This is a genomic window from Pseudomonas sp. RW409 (assembly GCF_003184125.1).
GTDB lineage: Bacteria > Pseudomonadota > Gammaproteobacteria > Pseudomonadales > Pseudomonadaceae > Aquipseudomonas > Aquipseudomonas chlororaphis_I.
Genome location: NZ_QHHP01000007.1, coordinates 200601 through 215527, shown reverse-complemented (window position 1 = coordinate 215527; position 14927 = coordinate 200601). Strand labels below are relative to the sequence as shown.

Below are 14927 nucleotides of genomic sequence, written 5' to 3'. Positions count from 1 at the left end.
TTTCGCACGGGGCGTTTTTTTGTCTCGGGCTTTTGCAAAACCACTAGCAAGTCTTGAAGGCCATCATCCAGAGAGGGTTCCTTAGGCTCATCCGCCAGGACGGTGGGGGCTGCATGGGATGAAAGACCACCGGGCAGCTTGGGTTGAACCTATATACCACTGAGTGGTATGTTTTTGGGAAAGGAAGCCATGACCATCCGGTTGTTCAAAACCAAAGGTTTTGCTGTCGCGGCGAAAAAGGCCTTGATTCATGACAATGAGCTGTTGGCCGCATTCAGCGAGTTATGCCGTGGCCAGGCTGATGACCTCGGTGGTGGGGTCTGGAAAAAACGCCTGAACGCCAACCGCCATCGTTCGATCGTCCTGGCCAGGGGCCGACGCTACTGGGTGTTCCAGTTCCTGTTCGCCAAGCAGGACCAGAGCAATATCAGCCACCAGGAGCTGCAGGCGTTCCGTGCGCTGGCCAAGGCTTACGAAGGGCTGGATGGCTGGCAGATCCAGCAGCTACTCGAGATGAAAGCGTTTGTGGAGATCAGACATGAGCAAGCCATTCAAGACTGAAGCCCTTGGATCGATACACGAGTCGGCCAGTGCCCTGCACGCCATCGGCGCCATTGGCAAAACCACCATGCGCCAGTTCGATGAGGCCTGTATCGCGCCAGTGCCGGCGAGCATTCCCGCGGAGCAGATCAAGCTGCTGCGCGAGCGGAGCAATGTCAGCCAGCCGGTCTTTGCCCGTTACCTGAACACCAGCGCGTCCACGGTGAAACAGTGGGAGTCCGGCGAGAAACACCCAAGCGGGATGGCGCTCAAGCTGCTGAGCATCGTGCAGAAACATGGCCTTGAGATACTGGCGTGAGCCGGTACTGAAACACCGGCCGCCTGAGGATAAAACTGGCCCTTGGCCAGAATCGACTGAACCCTGCCAAACGCCATGGGTCGATTAGCTGTGAGGCTCGTACGAGTCGATTTCTATCAGGAGCTGCCCCATGGACTTTATCCGCATCATCATCGCCATTCTGTTGCCGCCATTGGGAGTGTTCCTGCAGGTGGGGTTTGGCGGTGCGTTCTGGCTGAATATCCTGCTGACCCTGTGCGGCTACATCCCGGGCATCGTGCATGCGGTGTACATCATCGCCAAGCGCTGAGCCTGGCGCCTGCTCCTGCACAGGAGCAGGCTTGTCCCCTTGGGCGCCGACTACTGCGGTGTGCCCGTCAACTCCATTACCCGTCGATAAAACAGCCATTCCTGTTCCAGGGCGTGGGCCTGATTGGCGGCCTTGCGAAAGCCATGGCGTTCATCCGGGTAATAGTGCGCTTCGGCCGCAATGCCGTTGTCCTGCAAGGCCTTGAGCATGTCCCGGGTCTGTTGGGGCACCACCACGGCGTCGAGTTCGCCCTGGAAGAAAACCACCGGTACGCGGATATTGCCGGCATGCAACAGCGGGGTGCGGGCCTTGTAGCGTTCGGCATCCTGTTCGGGGTCGCCGATCAGCCAGTCCAGGTAGTCGCCTTCGAACTTGTGGGTGGCTCGCCCCAGGGCGACCGGGTCGCTGACGCCATACAGGCTGGCGCCGGCACGGAACACATCGGCAAAGGCCAGCGCGCAAAGGGTGGTGTAGCCGCCGGCACTGCCACCGCGGATGAACGCCCGGTCACCATCGATCAGGCCTTGTCGGGCCAGATAGGCGACCACCGCACAAGCGTCCTGCACATCCACCTCGCCCCAGCTCAGGTGCAGGGCTTGCCGGTACTCGCGGCCATAACCGCTGCTGCCGCGGTAGTTCAGGTCGGCCACGGCGAAGCCCCGTTGCGCCCAGTACTGGATGCGCGGGTCGAGTATCGGGTAACAGGCCGAGGTCGGGCCGCCGTGGATGAACACCACCAGCGGCGGCCGGTCGTCATCGCTCATGGCCGGGTAGAAAAAGCCGTGGGCCTCGCCCTGGCCGCTGGGATAGCGCAGGGTTTGCGGACGGCTGATCTGCTCGGGCGGCAGCGGCGCCACGCCGCCTGCCAGGACTGAGACCCGCTGCGACTGACGATCGATGGCGACCACCGCAGACGGGCTGACAGGTGAAGCCGCGACGCAATAGATAAACCGCTCATCCAGCGCCAGGTTGCGGAAGCGACTGTAGCCGCCGCTGAAGTCCTGCAGTGAACCCTCGGCCAGGCGCAGCCCCAGGCGGCCGAAGCCGCCTTGCGTCCAGGTGCCCAGCCAGCTGTCGCCACCCAGCGGCAGCCAGGTGCAGCCGCCCAATTGCCAGGGGGCCGGGGCGTGATCGGCGGCGGCGCAGGGCAGCGCCTGCAGACCGTTGGGCGTTTCGCCCCAGGGTTGCCAGAACCCGGCGCGGTCGGTCAGGCAATACAGGCGGCCAGCTTCATCGAAGCGTGGTTGTTGCAGCGACTCTTCTGCACCGTCGCCAGTCAGGCACTGTGGGTCATCCCAACGGCCATTGGCCAGGCGCGCGGCGACCATCAGGCGGGTCGAGGTCCAGGGCTGATGCGGTCGGTCCCATTCGATCCAGGCCAGGTGCTGACCGTCCGGGCTCAAGGTGGGAGCGGCATAGAAATCCGCCCCTTCGGCCAGCAGTTGGCGTTTGCCGTTATCGGAGTCGATGGCTACCAGGCGATGCTGGTTGTTGTGTTCTTCCACTGCCAGCACCTGGCCGGCGGCGAACTGCAGGTCGCCATAACGGCACTCGCCGGAGGTCAGGGCTATCGGCGTTTCGCCTTGCAGCGACTGTCGGTAGAGCTGCTGATCCGCTTCGTTGACGAACACCAGCCCGTCATCGCTCAGGCAAAAGGCGCCGCCGCCATATTCGTAGACCCGGCTGCGCACGCTGAAACCTTGCGGCGTCAGGCAGCGGGCCTGGTTGTCGCGCCAGTGCCAGATCCGGCAGGCGGCATCTTCGGGACGGTATTCGTTCCAGAACAGGCCGTTGGCGCCGAGCCGCAGTTCGGCGAAATCGATGCCGGCGGCGACGGCTTGGGCGGCGCTGAAGGATTCAGCCTTTGGCGATGAGGCGCGAGTTTCGTTCATTACGGAAGGCCAGTTGCTCGATGGTCTGGGTGGCGTGCTCGGCTTCTTCGCGGGCCTTGAGGATCACTCCGTGATGGGGCGACTTGCTGCACACCGGGTCGGCATTGCTGGCATCGCCCGTGAGCATGAAGGCCTGGCAGCGGCAGCCGCCGAAGTCCTTTTCCTTTTCATCGCAGGAGCGGCACGGCTCGGGCATCCAGTCGTAGCCGCGGAAGCGGTTGAAGCCAAAGGAGTCGTACCAGATGTGTTGCATGCTGTGGTCGCGCACATTGGGGAACTGCACGGGCATCTGCCGGGCGCCGTGGCAGGGCAGGGCGGTGCCGTCCGGGGTGACCGTGAGGAAGATGCTGCCCCAGCCGTTCATGCAGGCTTTCGGGCGTTCCTCGTAATAATCCGGGGTGACGAAAATCAGTTTGCACGGATGCCCTTCGGCTTCCAGCCTGGCGCGGTATTCGTTGGTGATGCGTTCGGCACGGACCAGTTGTTCCTTGGTCGGCAACAGGCCGACGCGGTTGAGCTGGGCCCAGCCGTAGAACTGGCAGGTGGCGAGCTCGACGAAGTCGGCTTCCAGGGCGATGCACAGCTCGATGATGCGGTCGATCCGGTCGATGTTGTGTCGATGGGTGACGAAGTTCAGCACCATCGGGTAGCCGTGGGCCTTCACCGCTCGGGCCATTTCCAGCTTCTGGGCGAAGGCTTTTTTCGAGCCGGCCAGCAGGTTGTTCACCTGCTCGTCGCTGGCCTGGAAACTGATCTGGATATGGTCGAGCCCGGCCTTCTTGAAGTCGCTGATCTTCTGCTCGGTCAGGCCAATGCCGGAGGTGATCAGGTTGGTATAGAACCCCAGCTTGCGCGCCTCGCCGATCAGTTCGGCGAGGTCCTGGCGCACCAGTGGCTCGCCACCGGAAAAGCCCAACTGCGCGGCGCCCATTTCCCGGGCTTCGCGAAACACCTTGAGCCACTGCTCGGTGCTCAGCTCCTTGCCCTGCTCGGCGAAATCCAGCGGGTTGGAGCAGTACGGGCATTGCAGCGGGCAGCGGTACGTCAGCTCGGCCAGCAGCCACAGCGGCAGGCCGACTTCCGGCTTGGGCGGTATCGGCGCTGGCGAATCAGCCAAGTTCGATCCAGTGCTGTGCACGGGCGACCTCCATGAATTGCTCGATGTCGTCACCGAGTTCGGGCACGTCGGGGAACTGGACTTCCAGTGCCTGGATGATCGCCGCGACATCCCGTTCGCCGTCGATCAACCCGCCGATCAGCGCGGCGCTCTCGTTGAGCTTGATCATGCCTTCAGGGTAGAGCAGTACATGGCCCTTCTGCGCCGGTTCGTACTGGAAGCGGTAGCCGGGGCGCCAGGTCGGGGTCTTGCTGCGATCGAAGCTCATAGGGTGATTCCTTTATGCCAGACCCGTTGTGCGGTGACGCTGTGGTACGGCGGGCGATTGAGTTCATAGGCCATGCTCATGGCGTCGAGCATGCTCCAAAGGATGTCCAGTTTGAACTGGAGAATTTCCAGCATGCGCTCCTGGCCGGCGCGGGTGGTGTAGTGCTGCAGGGTGATCGCCAGGCCGTGTTCGACATCGCGCCGCGCCTGGCCCAGGCGCGTGCGGAAGTATTCATAGCCGGCCGGGTCGATCCACGGGTAATGCTGGGGCCAGCTGTCGAGACGCGACTGATGGATCTGCGGTGCGAACAGCTCGGTCAGCGAGCTGCTGGCGGCTTCCTGCCAGCTGGCGCGGCGGGCGAAGTTGACGTAGGCGTCGACGGCGAAACGCACGCCCGGCAGCACCAGTTCTTGCGAGCGCAGTTGGTCCGGATCGAGACCGACCGCTTGCCCCAGGCGCAACCAGGCCTCGATGCCACCGTCTTCGCCGGGGGCGCCGTCGTGGTCCAACAGGCGCTGAATCCACTCGCGACGAATTTCCCGGTCCGGGCAGTTGGCGAGGATCGCCGCGTCCTTGAGCGGGATGTTCACCTGGTAGTAGAAGCGGTTGGCGACCCAGCCCTGGATCTGCTCGCGGGTCGCCCGGCCTTCGTACATCGCCACATGGTACGGATGGTGGATGTGGTAGTAGGCGCCCTTGGCCCGCAGGGCCTGCTCGAATTCGGCGGGGGACATTGCTGTGTCAGTCATTGCGGTTCTCCGGGGAACAACCGTGGATAGTGTTGCCTGATCTGGCCTCATCGCGGGCAAGCCTCGCTCCTACGGACAGCGCTACCTGTAGGAGCGAGCGGGCGGCGATCCGACTTGCCCGTAATAGCTCCTGTGGTTACAGCTCGATACTCATGCCGTCGTAAGCCACTTCAACGTTACGCCGCGCCAGCTCCGCACGTTCGGCGGAATCCTCGTCGAGGATCGGGTTGGTGTTGTTGATGTGGATAAGAATCTTGCGCTGCTCCGGCAGTTGCTCCAGCACTTCCAGCATGCCGCCGGGGCCGTTCTGCGCCAGGTGGCCCATTTCCCGCCCGGTCCGGGTGCCGACGCCGCGGCGCTGCATCTCGTCGTCTTCCCACAGGGTGCCGTCCACCAGCAGGCAGTCGCTGCCGTTCATGATTTCCAGCAGCGCTGCATCGACCTTGCCCAGTCCAGGGGCGTAGAACAATTTGCCGCCGGTACGCAGGTCTTCGACGATCAGGCCGATGTTATCGCCCGGGTGCGGGTCGAAGCGATGGGGCGAATAGGGCGGCGCGGCGCTGCGCAATGGCAGCGGGCTGAAGCGCAGGTTCGGGCAGGCCGGGATGGTGAAGCTCTGGTCGAGTTCGATGCGGTTCCAGCTCAGCCCGCCGTTCCAGTGGGTGAGCATGGTGAACAGCGGGAAACCGCTGCTGAGGTCTTCATGGACCATGTCGGTGCACCAGACCTGATGCGGGCAGCCTTCGCGCAGGCTGAGCAGGCCGGTGGTGTGGTCGATCTGGCTGTCCATCAGGATGATCGCGCTGATCCCGGTGTCGCGCAGGGCGCGGCCCGGTTGCATCGGGGCGAAGCTCTGGAGCTGGGCGCGGATGTCCGGCGAGGCGTTGCACAGGACCCAGTTCACGCCGTCATCGGAAATGGCGATGGACGATTGGGTGCGAGCCTTTGCCCGCAGGCTGCCGTCGCGAAAGCCCGCGCAGTTCGCGCAGTTGCAGTTCCACTGCGGAAAACCGCCACCGGCGGCGGAACCTAGAATCTGGACAAACATGGCCGCTCCATCAGGTTAAAGCTGAAAATAAAAACGCCCCGGCGAGCCGAGGCGTTGCACTGCGCAAGCAATCAACGGCTGGCGAAGTACATGGTGACTTCAAAGCCGATACGCAGGTCGGTGTAAGCAGGTTTGGACCAGGACATAGAGGTGCTCCTTCAGGTGGGTGGGACGGTTGAGATCTATACATATAGTCCACCTCCAACCGGAGATGTTCAGATGCTTAGGGGGCTATCTTACTAAATTCCCCCTGGGGAATGACCGTATTTGTTGAAGAAAGCTCGTTGCAGCCAGGGTAACGATCATTTTCCCGCTTGCCAGGGTTCGCCCGGACAGGCACCGCTTGCCAGGCAGCGCCAGCCGCCTTGCGCCTGCTGCAACTGTTCGGCTGCGAGCAACAGCTGTGGCCGGGTCGCCGCCATCATCTCCTGTTGCAATTGCTCCAGGTAATCCGACGGATGGCCGGCCAGTCGCCCCTGCCAGAGCAGCTCGGCCAGTTGCGCCACGGGCAATGCACGGGCATCGAACTGGGCGGCGAGGTTAGCTTTGAGGTCGTCCAGGGAGGCGTCATCCAGTGCCTCGATCAACTTAGGCAACTGCGCCAGGAACGCCCGGATATGTTCGAGGATCTCGCTCAGCGAAGCGCTGGGCGATTGCACGCCGAACAGCAGCCCGGTCTGGCCGTTGATCTGCCGCACGCCGCTGAACACCGCATAACCCAGTTGCAACTCGACCCGCAGGCGCTGATAGAACGGCATCTGGCCAAGTTGCCCCAGCAGCCGCCAGCGGGCTTCCTGCTGAAGGGTGCTTCCCGGTGCCGGGCAGAACAGCAGCAGGGCCTGCTCGCCGGAGCCGGTTGCGAGCTCATGCCAGTGCTGCTGCGCGGCTATCGAGGGCGGGGCTGAAAGCTGGCTGTCGGCGGTCCCGGGAGCTTTGCCCAATACCGCACCGATCGCACCTTGAGCATGGCCCAGGCCGATGGCAAGGCCGTCCCAGCGGGCGTCCTCCCACAGCGTTTGCCAGCCTTGTTCATCCAGTGGATGCGGCGCCTGGGAGGCGGGTATGTCCAGGCAGCGCTCGGGCAGCTCCTGGAGCAATTGGCGGATCGGCAACAGCGGCGTGGGAGCCGCCGGGGACATTTGCCAGAACGCCGCGCCGGGTTGGCTCAGTTCCAGCAGAGCCTGTTGGAGCATGGCCGGCATCGGCTCGGGAAGCCCTTTCAGCGTCAACAGACACTGGTTGCCCGAGACGCCGAAGGACAACTCGACGCCTGCTTGTAGTCCGTCGTCCCGCAGGTTGTGCAGGTGGCTTTGCAAGCGGCTGCGCAGCTCCTGCGGCAACCGGCTTTGCAGGCGCCAGCGCAAGTACAGGGCGGCTTCGCCGGTATCGTCGGCGATGGCTTGGCTGAAGGTCATCGCCGAGGATTCGCGACGCTGCCGCAAGCGGTCCTGGGCGAAGGTCCGCAAGCCACGGTGGGCGCTGGTTTGCCCGCGGATCAGGCCGGCCCGGGCGGCTGGCGCCGAGCTGCGCAGGAACGGATTGGGTGCAGGCAGTTGCCAGTGGATACCGCTGCTGGCGGCCTGCGGGGTTTGAAGTTGCGACAGCAAGGCCTTGAGGGCCGTGACGCCGAGGTCGGACAGTTGTGGTTCCAGCTGCTCGTTGTTCAGTCTTGCCAGCGCCAGTGCGCTGGCCACCTGGCGCTTGCGTTGTTGCAGCAGGGCGTACTCGTCGCGCAATGCTGGCCAGTCGTCCTGGCTGCTGAAAAAGGCCAGCCAATCGAAGAACAACTCACTCACCTGCTCCGGCTGTTGGGCGCTTTGCTCGGTCAAGTCGAACTGGATATGCAGCAGCGCCTGACTGGCGAACTGATACAGCGGCGCGGCCTTCAACCCCTCGGCCAGCTTGCGTTCCTTGAGCGTGGCCAGCAGCCCGCCGGGTTTGCCGGAGGCCAGCCAGGTGCAGAGAAAATCCAGCGCTTCGCGGGCGGCCGTGGGCAGTTGCTCGCAGGCGAACAGCAGATTCAGGTGGTTCCCTTCGAGCTGCTGATAATGCTGCTGCGCAGATGTCAGCAAGGGTACTGGGGCGTCTTGCGGCTGCGCCTCAGCGATGGCGAGGACCGCGCCAAAACGCTCTGCCAGGGCCTTCAATTCTTCCAGCGACTGTGGGCCGGCCAGGCTCAGGGACATTTGCCCACTGTGGTAGTGAGCCTGATAGAAGGCCTGCAGCGCCTGCTGAAACGCCGGGCGCGGCACGTTGAGGCTGTAGCGATTGCCGGCATGGAACGCCCGCAGCGGGTGTTCCGCCGACAGGCCGTCGAGCAAGGCGAACTGCCGTTGCGCCGCGGTATCCCGCGACCAGGCGATGAACTCCGCATGCAGCACTTCGCGCTCGCGTATCTGGTCTTCCTGGCTCATGCGCGGGTGGGCGAGCATGTCGGCCAGGCGCTCCAGCCCGGCGGCGAAATCCGCGGGGGGCAGTTCGAAGAAAAAGTCGGTGTGGCGTTCGCCGGTGCTGGCGTTCACCTGGCCGCCGTGGCGTTGCACATAGGCCATCAGGCCTTGTTCCGCGGGAAAACGCTCGGTGCCGAGAAACAGCAAGTGTTCAAGAAAGTGCGCCAGCCCGGGCCAGGCCAGCGGTACGTCGTGACTGCCGGCCGAGACCCGCAGGGCCGCCGCGCAGCGCTTCAATCGAGGGACGTGGTGCAGTGAAACCCGCAGGCCGTTGGCCAGGGTTTCCTGATGAGGCAGGGGGTGGTTCAGCGCGGGCATGAGCACTTCCAGAACAGTGAAGCGCCCATGCTAGCGGATAACCCCGGATCAGCGCTTGTTCAGGTCGTCGTAAAGCTCCGGGCGCCGGTCATGGAAGTAGCGATTGGCGGCGCGCGAGTCGAGCATCAACTGGCGGTCCAGCGTGCCGGTTATCAGGGCTTCATCCAGCCCGGCGAGGGCAATCCGCTGGCCGTCGGGGGCGGCGATGCTGCTCTGGCCGCAGTAGTGGATCTCGTCTTCGTGGCCGCAGTAGTTGGCGTAGGCCACATAACATTGGTTTTCGAAGGCACGCGAACGCACGGTGACATCGGCGATGAAGTCGTAGGGCAGCATGTTGGCGGTGGGCACCAGAATCAGCTCGGCCCCGGCCAGTGCCAGGCGCCTGGCATTCTCCGGGAACTCGATGTCGTAGCAGATCAGGAAACCGAGCTTCCAGCCATTGAGTTCCACCAGGGGGAAATCGTCCGGGCCGGCGCTGAACATCGAGCGGTCGAGATCGCCGAACAGGTGAGTCTTGCGGTAGTTGCACAGGCGCTGGCCGTTGCTGTCGATCAGTTGCACGGCGTTGTAGATCTGGCCGTCGTCGGCGCGCTCCGGGTAGCCATACAGGATCGCGATGCGCGCCGACTGGGCGACGTTGGCGATGTATTGCGCCGACGGGCCATCCTGGGCCTCGGCCAGCGCGCCCACCGCCTCTACGCCGATGTTGTAGCCGCTGAGGAACATCTCCGGCAGCACCAGCAGGTCGGCGCCGGAAGCTTCCACGGCGATTTTCTGCAGGCGTTGCAGGTTGCCGGCGACATCCAGCGGTTGTGGGGCACATTGATAAAGCGCTACACGCATGGTGATGACTCCTCTGTGCGCTGGACTGTCACTGTAGCCGTTGCCGCGGGCTGTTCAAAAGCCATGAGTGTTGCGCTCGATCGCAGCCCGCGGTGGCTACAGGTTCAGTCGGCCAGGGCGATGGGGCCGATTTCGTGGAACACGTCGCCCGGTCCCGGGTTCTCGGCGTGGGTCTGCCCGCCGAAGTGCTTCATGATGCCCCAGACCGCGTTGAGCGAGGTCTGGACCGCGCCCTCGACCCAGGCCGGGGTCCAGGACACATCGTCGCCGGCGATGAAGATGCCGCGCTGTTCGGCGGGCAAGTCGTCCTGCATGAAGTGCGCGTACATGCGCTGGTTGTAGCGGTAGTGGCCGGGCAGCGCACCCTTGAATGCACCGAGGAAGTGCGGATCAGCTTCCCAGGACACGGTGATCGGGTCGCCGATGATGCGCCCGGCGATATCGACTTTCGGGTAGATCTTCTTAAGGGCGTCGAGGGCCAGCTTGACCCGTTTTTCCACTGGGTGCGGCAGCATCTTCAGGGCGTCGCTCATCCACGAATAGGACAGGCAGATGACCCCCGGCTTGTCGTCGCCGTTGTCGAACTTGCCGTTATCAAAAAGGTACGTGCCGCGGGTCAGGCGGTCGGTGAGGGTCATGCTCATCAGGTCGCGACCGGTTTCCGGATCCTTGTCCTTCCAGAACGGCCGGTCGACCATGACGAAGGTCTTCGACGACTGCATGTAGCGGGTACGGTCCAGGGCCATCCACATCTTCTGCGAGAACAGCGATTCTTCGCATTCGATCTGGGTGGTCAGCAGCCAGCTCTGGCAGGTGGTCAGCACCGCCGCGTATTCGCGGGTATCGCCCCAGTTGTCGGTGACACTGAAGCGGCCATCGGCGGCCCGGGCGATACGTTTCACCCCGGGACGCGGCGCGCCATGGTGCAGCGAACTGAGGCTGGTGCCTTGCGGCCAGTGGGCGCAGCGCTCCGGCACATGGCGCCAGATGCCCAGCGGCACCTGCTCCACGCCGCCGACCACCAGGTGCTGGTGATCGTCGCAGTTGGTCATTACCACGCGGAAGATTTCCAGCATCGAGTTGGGGAAGTCCGAATCCCAGCCGCCGGTGCCGAAGCCGACCTGGCCGAACACTTCGCGGTGATGGAACGACAGCTTGGCGAAGGCTTTCGAGGTGGCGACGAAGTCATAGAAGGTGCGGTCGTCCCACAGCGGTACCAGGGTGTTCCACAGTTCCTTGAGGCGCGGCACGTCGCGCTCGCGAATGGCCTGCTGGATTTCGCTGAAGCGCGAACCGTCTTCCAGGGCATCGGCCCAGGCGTCGGCCACTTCCTGGAACAGCGCCGGCAGGTCGGCGAGCTTCTGTGCGTAGTGAGTCTGGCCTTCGAGGTCGATCACGGTACTGCCGGAAGCCGGCGTCAGCGGGTTGGGAAAGGGTTTGGTCTCCAGACCCAGCTTGTCGACGTAGTGATAGAAGGCCGTAGAGGACACCGGAAAGCGCATGCCGCCCAGCTCGGCGATGATCCCTTCGGCGCCTTCGAACGCCTGGGAGCGCAGCCGGCCGCCCATTTTCGAGGCTTCATACACCACGGGCTTGAGGCCCAGTTTCATCAGCTCGTAGGCCGCCACCAGCCCGGCGATACCGGCCCCGACAATCGCCACTTCGGCGCCATGGTTGACCTCGGGAATGCTGCCCAGGCCGGCCGGGTGTTCGATCCAGTCGTCGAAGGCGAACGGGAAGTCCGGGCCGAAAATGGTGATGGGTTTCTTACCGTCTGCAGGATGGCGATTGTTCTTGTTCATGGCTGACCTTGCTGGCGACTCGAGCAGAGCGCTGAGTATAGGAAAAGATGGCAGCCATTCTAGGGAGCGTTGCGTACGTTAATAAGACGCAAAGTGTCGTCGTTTTGAATGATGAGCAATCAATATGACGATTTATTTTTGCAGATTGACGAGTCGCGCATGTCGCAGCGAGGACAGACCCTTCAGACGGGGTGCCCACGGTCGATCTTGCTGCTGAGGATGATCGAGGTGGTGGTCTTTTCCACGCCGTCGACGCTGCCGATCTGGTCGAGCAACTGGTCGAGCTGTTCCGGCGAGTCGGTGCGCAGCCAGGCGACATAGTCGAATTCCCCACTTACCGCGCAGAGCTGCTGGACCTGGGCCATGGCGCTCAGGCGCCGCAGTACTTCCTTGCCGGAGCGCGGCTGGACCTTGATCCCCACGTAAGCCTGCAAGCCGCCATCAATGACCCGCTGACCCAGGCGCACGCCATAACCGGTAATCACCCGCGCCTTTTCCAGCCGCGCCAGGCGCGAGGTCACAGTGGTACGGGCGATCCCCAACTGCCTGGCGAGCATGGCCACGCTTTCGCGGGCATTGATCTGCAAGGCCGCGATCAGTTGGCGGTCGATTTCGTCGAGGACGGGAGGGCGGCTGTCAGACAAGGTGAACTCCGGCGCGGGCAACGGTGGCCGAGCATGTTACAGGCTCGCTGGGGGCGATGCTCGTGGCATGGCCTATTGGCTGCGGGCTGTGCTGTGACGGCTAGGCTCAATGGCGCGCCTGAGATTTTTTGCCACGAATTGCCTGCGACAAGTTGTCATAAGTAACTGGTTAGTACATTCTCTCGCCACGTAAAGAATGGGAGACATTTCCGACATGAATAATTCTGGGGCTGCCACCGGCAGCAAATGGCTACTGGGGGCGCTGGGTGTGCTGATCGCATTGATCGGCCTGGGACTGGCCGGCGGGGGCGGGTACCTGGTCAATCTGGGCGGCAGCTGGTTCTTCCTGATGATGGGCCTGGCGATGATCGTTTCCGGGCTGCTGATCGCCCGGCGTAACCCACGCGGTGCCTGGCTGTACGGGGTGGCGCTGGTCCTGACCGCGATCTGGGCGGTCTGGGATGCCGGGCTGGAATACTGGCCGCTGGTTTCGCGGGTGCTGACCTTCGCCGTTATCGGCCTGGTGGTGGCACTGATCTATCCAACCCTGGTACGTGCTTCGGGCGCGACCGCCGGTCGTGGCGCTTATGGCCTGGCGGGTGTGCTGGGCATTGGCGTCGTGGCGACCCTGGCCTACATGTTCGTGCCGACCCATGTGGTCAAGGCCAGCAGCGAGCCGGCCATCAAGCCTGTGGCTCCAGGTACCGAGCAGAAGGACTGGGCCCATTGGGGCAACACCACCGCCGGCAATCGTTTTGCCGCGCTGGACCAGATCAACAAGGGCAACATCGACCAGTTGCAGGTGGCCTGGACTTTCCGCACCGGCGATATTCCGCAAAGCACCGGCGCGGGCGCCGAGGACCAGAACACACCGCTGCAGATCGGTGACACGGTCTATACCTGCACCGCCTACGGCAAGGTGTTCGCCCTGGACACCGACACTGGCGCCGAACGCTGGAAGTTCGATCCGCAAGGTTCGGCGCCTAACTGGCAGCGTTGCCGCGGCCTGGGTTACTTCGATGCCTCCGCCGAGCCTGCTGCCGCTCCGGCCGCCTGCACCAAGCGTTTGTTCCTGCCGACTGGCGATGCGCGTCTGATCGCGATCAACGCAGAAACCGGCAAGCCGTGCGAAGACTTCGGCGACAAAGGCACGGTCGACCTGAAAACCGACATGGGCGAAGTGAAGCCTGGCTACTACCAGCAGACCTCGACTCCGCTGGTGGCCGGCAATGTAGTCATCGTCGGTGGCCGGGTAGCGGACAACTATTCCATCGGCGAGCCACCGGGCGTGGTCCGCGCCTTCGACGTGCGCAGCGGCGAACTGGTGTGGGCCTGGGATCCGGGCAATCCGAATACCACCAAGCGTCCACCGGCGGGCGAGACCTACACCCGCGGTACACCGAACGTCTGGTCGGCCATGTCCTATGACGCCAAGCTCGGTCTGGTCTATCTGCCGACCGGTAACGCCACGCCAGACTTCTTCGCTGGCCAGCGCACGGAACTCGACGACAAATGGAGTTCCTCCATCGTCGCCCTGGACGTGAAGAGCGGTCAGGTGCGCTGGCACTTCCAGACCACCCACCACGACCTGTGGGACTTCGACCTGCCGGCGCAGCCGCTGCTGTACGACGTGCCGGACGACAAGGGCGGGGTACAGCCGGCGCTGGCGCAGGTCACTAAGCAGGGTGAGATCTTCCTGCTCAACCGCGAAACCGGCGTGCCTATCGCCCGGGTGGAAGAACGTCCGGTGCCACAGGGCAATATGCCCGGCGAACGCTACTCGCCAACCCAACCGTTCTCGGTAGAGATGCCGTCGATCGGCAACCAGACCCTCACCGAATCGGACATGTGGGGTGCCACGCCGTTCGACCAGTTGATGTGCCGTATCCAGTTCAAGGGCATGCGTCATGAAGGCGTCTACACCCCGCCGGGCATGGATCACGCCTTGCAGTTCCCGGGCTCCCTGGGTGGCATGAACTGGGGCAGCGTGTCGGTGGACCCGAACAGCAACTATATGTTCGTCAACGACATGCGCCTGGGCCTGGCCAACTACATGATCCCGCGCGCGAAGATCGCGGCCGGGGCCAGCGGCATCGAAATGGGCGTAGTGCCCCAGGACGGCACGCCGTTCGGGGCGATGCGCCAGCGTTTCCTCTCGCCTGCCGGTATTCCGTGCCAGAAGCCGCCGTTCGGCACCATGTCGGCCATCGACCTGAAAACCAAGAAGCTGGTGTGGCAGGTGCCGGTCGGTACCGTGCAGGACACCGGTCCCCTGGGCATTCGCATGCACATGCCAATCCCGATCGGCATGCCGACCCTGGGCGCATCCCTGGCGACCCAGTCCGGCCTGCTGTTCTTCGCGGGCACCCAGGACTTCTACCTGCGTGCCTTCGATACCGGCAACGGTAACGAAATCTGGAAAGCCCGCCTGCCGGTGGGTAGCCAGTCGGGGCCCATGACCTACGTTTCGCCGAAGACCGGCCGGCAGTACATCCTGCTGACCGCGGGTGGAGCGCGTCAGTCGCCGGACCGTGGGGACTATGTGATCGCTTATGCATTGCCCGAATAACGGCTGATCCTGGCTTACGAAAAAACCGCGCCTAGCGCGGTTTTTTTTGTGGGCGGATATAGCCCGTCTGTTCACCTGC

At 63.6% G+C, this 14927-nt stretch carries 14 protein-coding genes; 4 read left to right on the top strand and 10 right to left on the bottom strand.

From position 1 onward, the window contains the following. The first annotated feature begins 189 nt into the window (after nucleotides 1-189). From DK261_RS08165 to DK261_RS08155, 3 genes are all read left to right on the top strand, one after another. Complete coding sequence (locus DK261_RS08165) at nucleotides 190-561, top strand: type II toxin-antitoxin system RelE/ParE family toxin (protein ID WP_009051185.1); 372 nt, start codon at nucleotides 190-192, stop codon at nucleotides 559-561. Next, a complete protein-coding gene (locus DK261_RS08160) occupies nucleotides 539-859 on the top strand; it encodes a DNA-binding transcriptional regulator (RefSeq protein ID WP_009051184.1) in 321 nt (106 codons plus the stop codon). Before DK261_RS08165 ends, DK261_RS08160 begins: the two co-directional genes overlap by 23 nt. 130 nt (nucleotides 860-989) lie before the next feature. Then, a complete protein-coding gene (locus DK261_RS08155; RefSeq protein WP_003228885.1) occupies nucleotides 990-1148 on the top strand; it encodes a YqaE/Pmp3 family membrane protein in 159 nt (52 codons plus the stop codon). Nucleotides 1149-1198: 50 nt separating this feature from the next. On the opposite strand, the gene DK261_RS08150 is transcribed toward DK261_RS08155, so the two are convergent. The 10 genes from DK261_RS08150 to DK261_RS08105 form a co-directional block, all read right to left on the bottom strand. Beyond that, nucleotides 1199-3040: a S9 family peptidase gene (locus DK261_RS08150; RefSeq protein ID WP_028684205.1), complete on the bottom strand. Its 1842-nt coding sequence runs from the start codon at nucleotides 3038-3040 to the stop codon at nucleotides 1199-1201. Further along, a complete protein-coding gene (pqqE, locus tag DK261_RS08145) occupies nucleotides 3006-4178 on the bottom strand; it encodes a pyrroloquinoline quinone biosynthesis protein PqqE (protein WP_009051182.1) in 1173 nt (390 codons plus the stop codon). Before pqqE ends, DK261_RS08150 begins: the two co-directional genes overlap by 35 nt. Next, on the bottom strand, nucleotides 4150-4425 hold the full coding sequence (gene pqqD, locus DK261_RS08140) for a pyrroloquinoline quinone biosynthesis peptide chaperone PqqD (RefSeq protein ID WP_028684206.1): 276 nt from the start codon (nucleotides 4423-4425) through the stop codon (nucleotides 4150-4152). The genes pqqE and pqqD overlap by 29 nt, the downstream gene beginning before the upstream one ends. Further along, nucleotides 4422-5174: a pyrroloquinoline-quinone synthase PqqC gene (gene pqqC, locus DK261_RS08135; protein WP_016704071.1), complete on the bottom strand. Its 753-nt coding sequence runs from the start codon at nucleotides 5172-5174 to the stop codon at nucleotides 4422-4424. Before pqqC ends, pqqD begins: the two co-directional genes overlap by 4 nt. A gap of 136 nt (nucleotides 5175-5310) precedes the next feature. Further along, the gene (pqqB, locus tag DK261_RS08130) at nucleotides 5311-6222 is read right to left on the bottom strand and encodes a pyrroloquinoline quinone biosynthesis protein PqqB (protein ID WP_028684207.1); all 912 of its coding nucleotides are present in this window, start codon (nucleotides 6220-6222) and stop codon (nucleotides 5311-5313) included. Nucleotides 6223-6293: 71 nt separating this feature from the next. After that, complete coding sequence (gene pqqA, locus DK261_RS08125; RefSeq protein WP_009045898.1) at nucleotides 6294-6368, bottom strand: pyrroloquinoline quinone precursor peptide PqqA; 75 nt, start codon at nucleotides 6366-6368, stop codon at nucleotides 6294-6296. A gap of 156 nt (nucleotides 6369-6524) precedes the next feature. After that, nucleotides 6525-8990 carry a pyrroloquinoline quinone biosynthesis protein PqqF gene (pqqF, locus tag DK261_RS08120; RefSeq protein WP_110175539.1) on the bottom strand — a complete coding sequence of 822 codons (2466 nt, stop codon included), beginning with the start codon at nucleotides 8988-8990 and terminating at the stop codon, nucleotides 6525-6527. A gap of 48 nt (nucleotides 8991-9038) precedes the next feature. Beyond that, entirely contained in the window at nucleotides 9039-9833 is a 795-nt protein-coding gene (locus DK261_RS08115) for a carbon-nitrogen hydrolase family protein (RefSeq protein ID WP_009051177.1), read from the bottom strand. Between the two features lie 104 nt (nucleotides 9834-9937). After that, a complete protein-coding gene (locus tag DK261_RS08110; protein WP_009051176.1) occupies nucleotides 9938-11635 on the bottom strand; it encodes an NAD(P)/FAD-dependent oxidoreductase in 1698 nt (565 codons plus the stop codon). A gap of 182 nt (nucleotides 11636-11817) precedes the next feature. After that, the gene (locus tag DK261_RS08105) at nucleotides 11818-12279 is read right to left on the bottom strand and encodes an Lrp/AsnC family transcriptional regulator (RefSeq protein ID WP_009051175.1); all 462 of its coding nucleotides are present in this window, start codon (nucleotides 12277-12279) and stop codon (nucleotides 11818-11820) included. Nucleotides 12280-12493: 214 nt separating this feature from the next. On the opposite strand from DK261_RS08105, the gene DK261_RS08100 reads away from it, so the two are divergent. Next, on the top strand, nucleotides 12494-14848 hold the full coding sequence (locus DK261_RS08100) for a glucose/quinate/shikimate family membrane-bound PQQ-dependent dehydrogenase (protein WP_103331273.1): 2355 nt from the start codon (nucleotides 12494-12496) through the stop codon (nucleotides 14846-14848). Nucleotides 14849-14927: the final 79 nt, after the last annotated feature.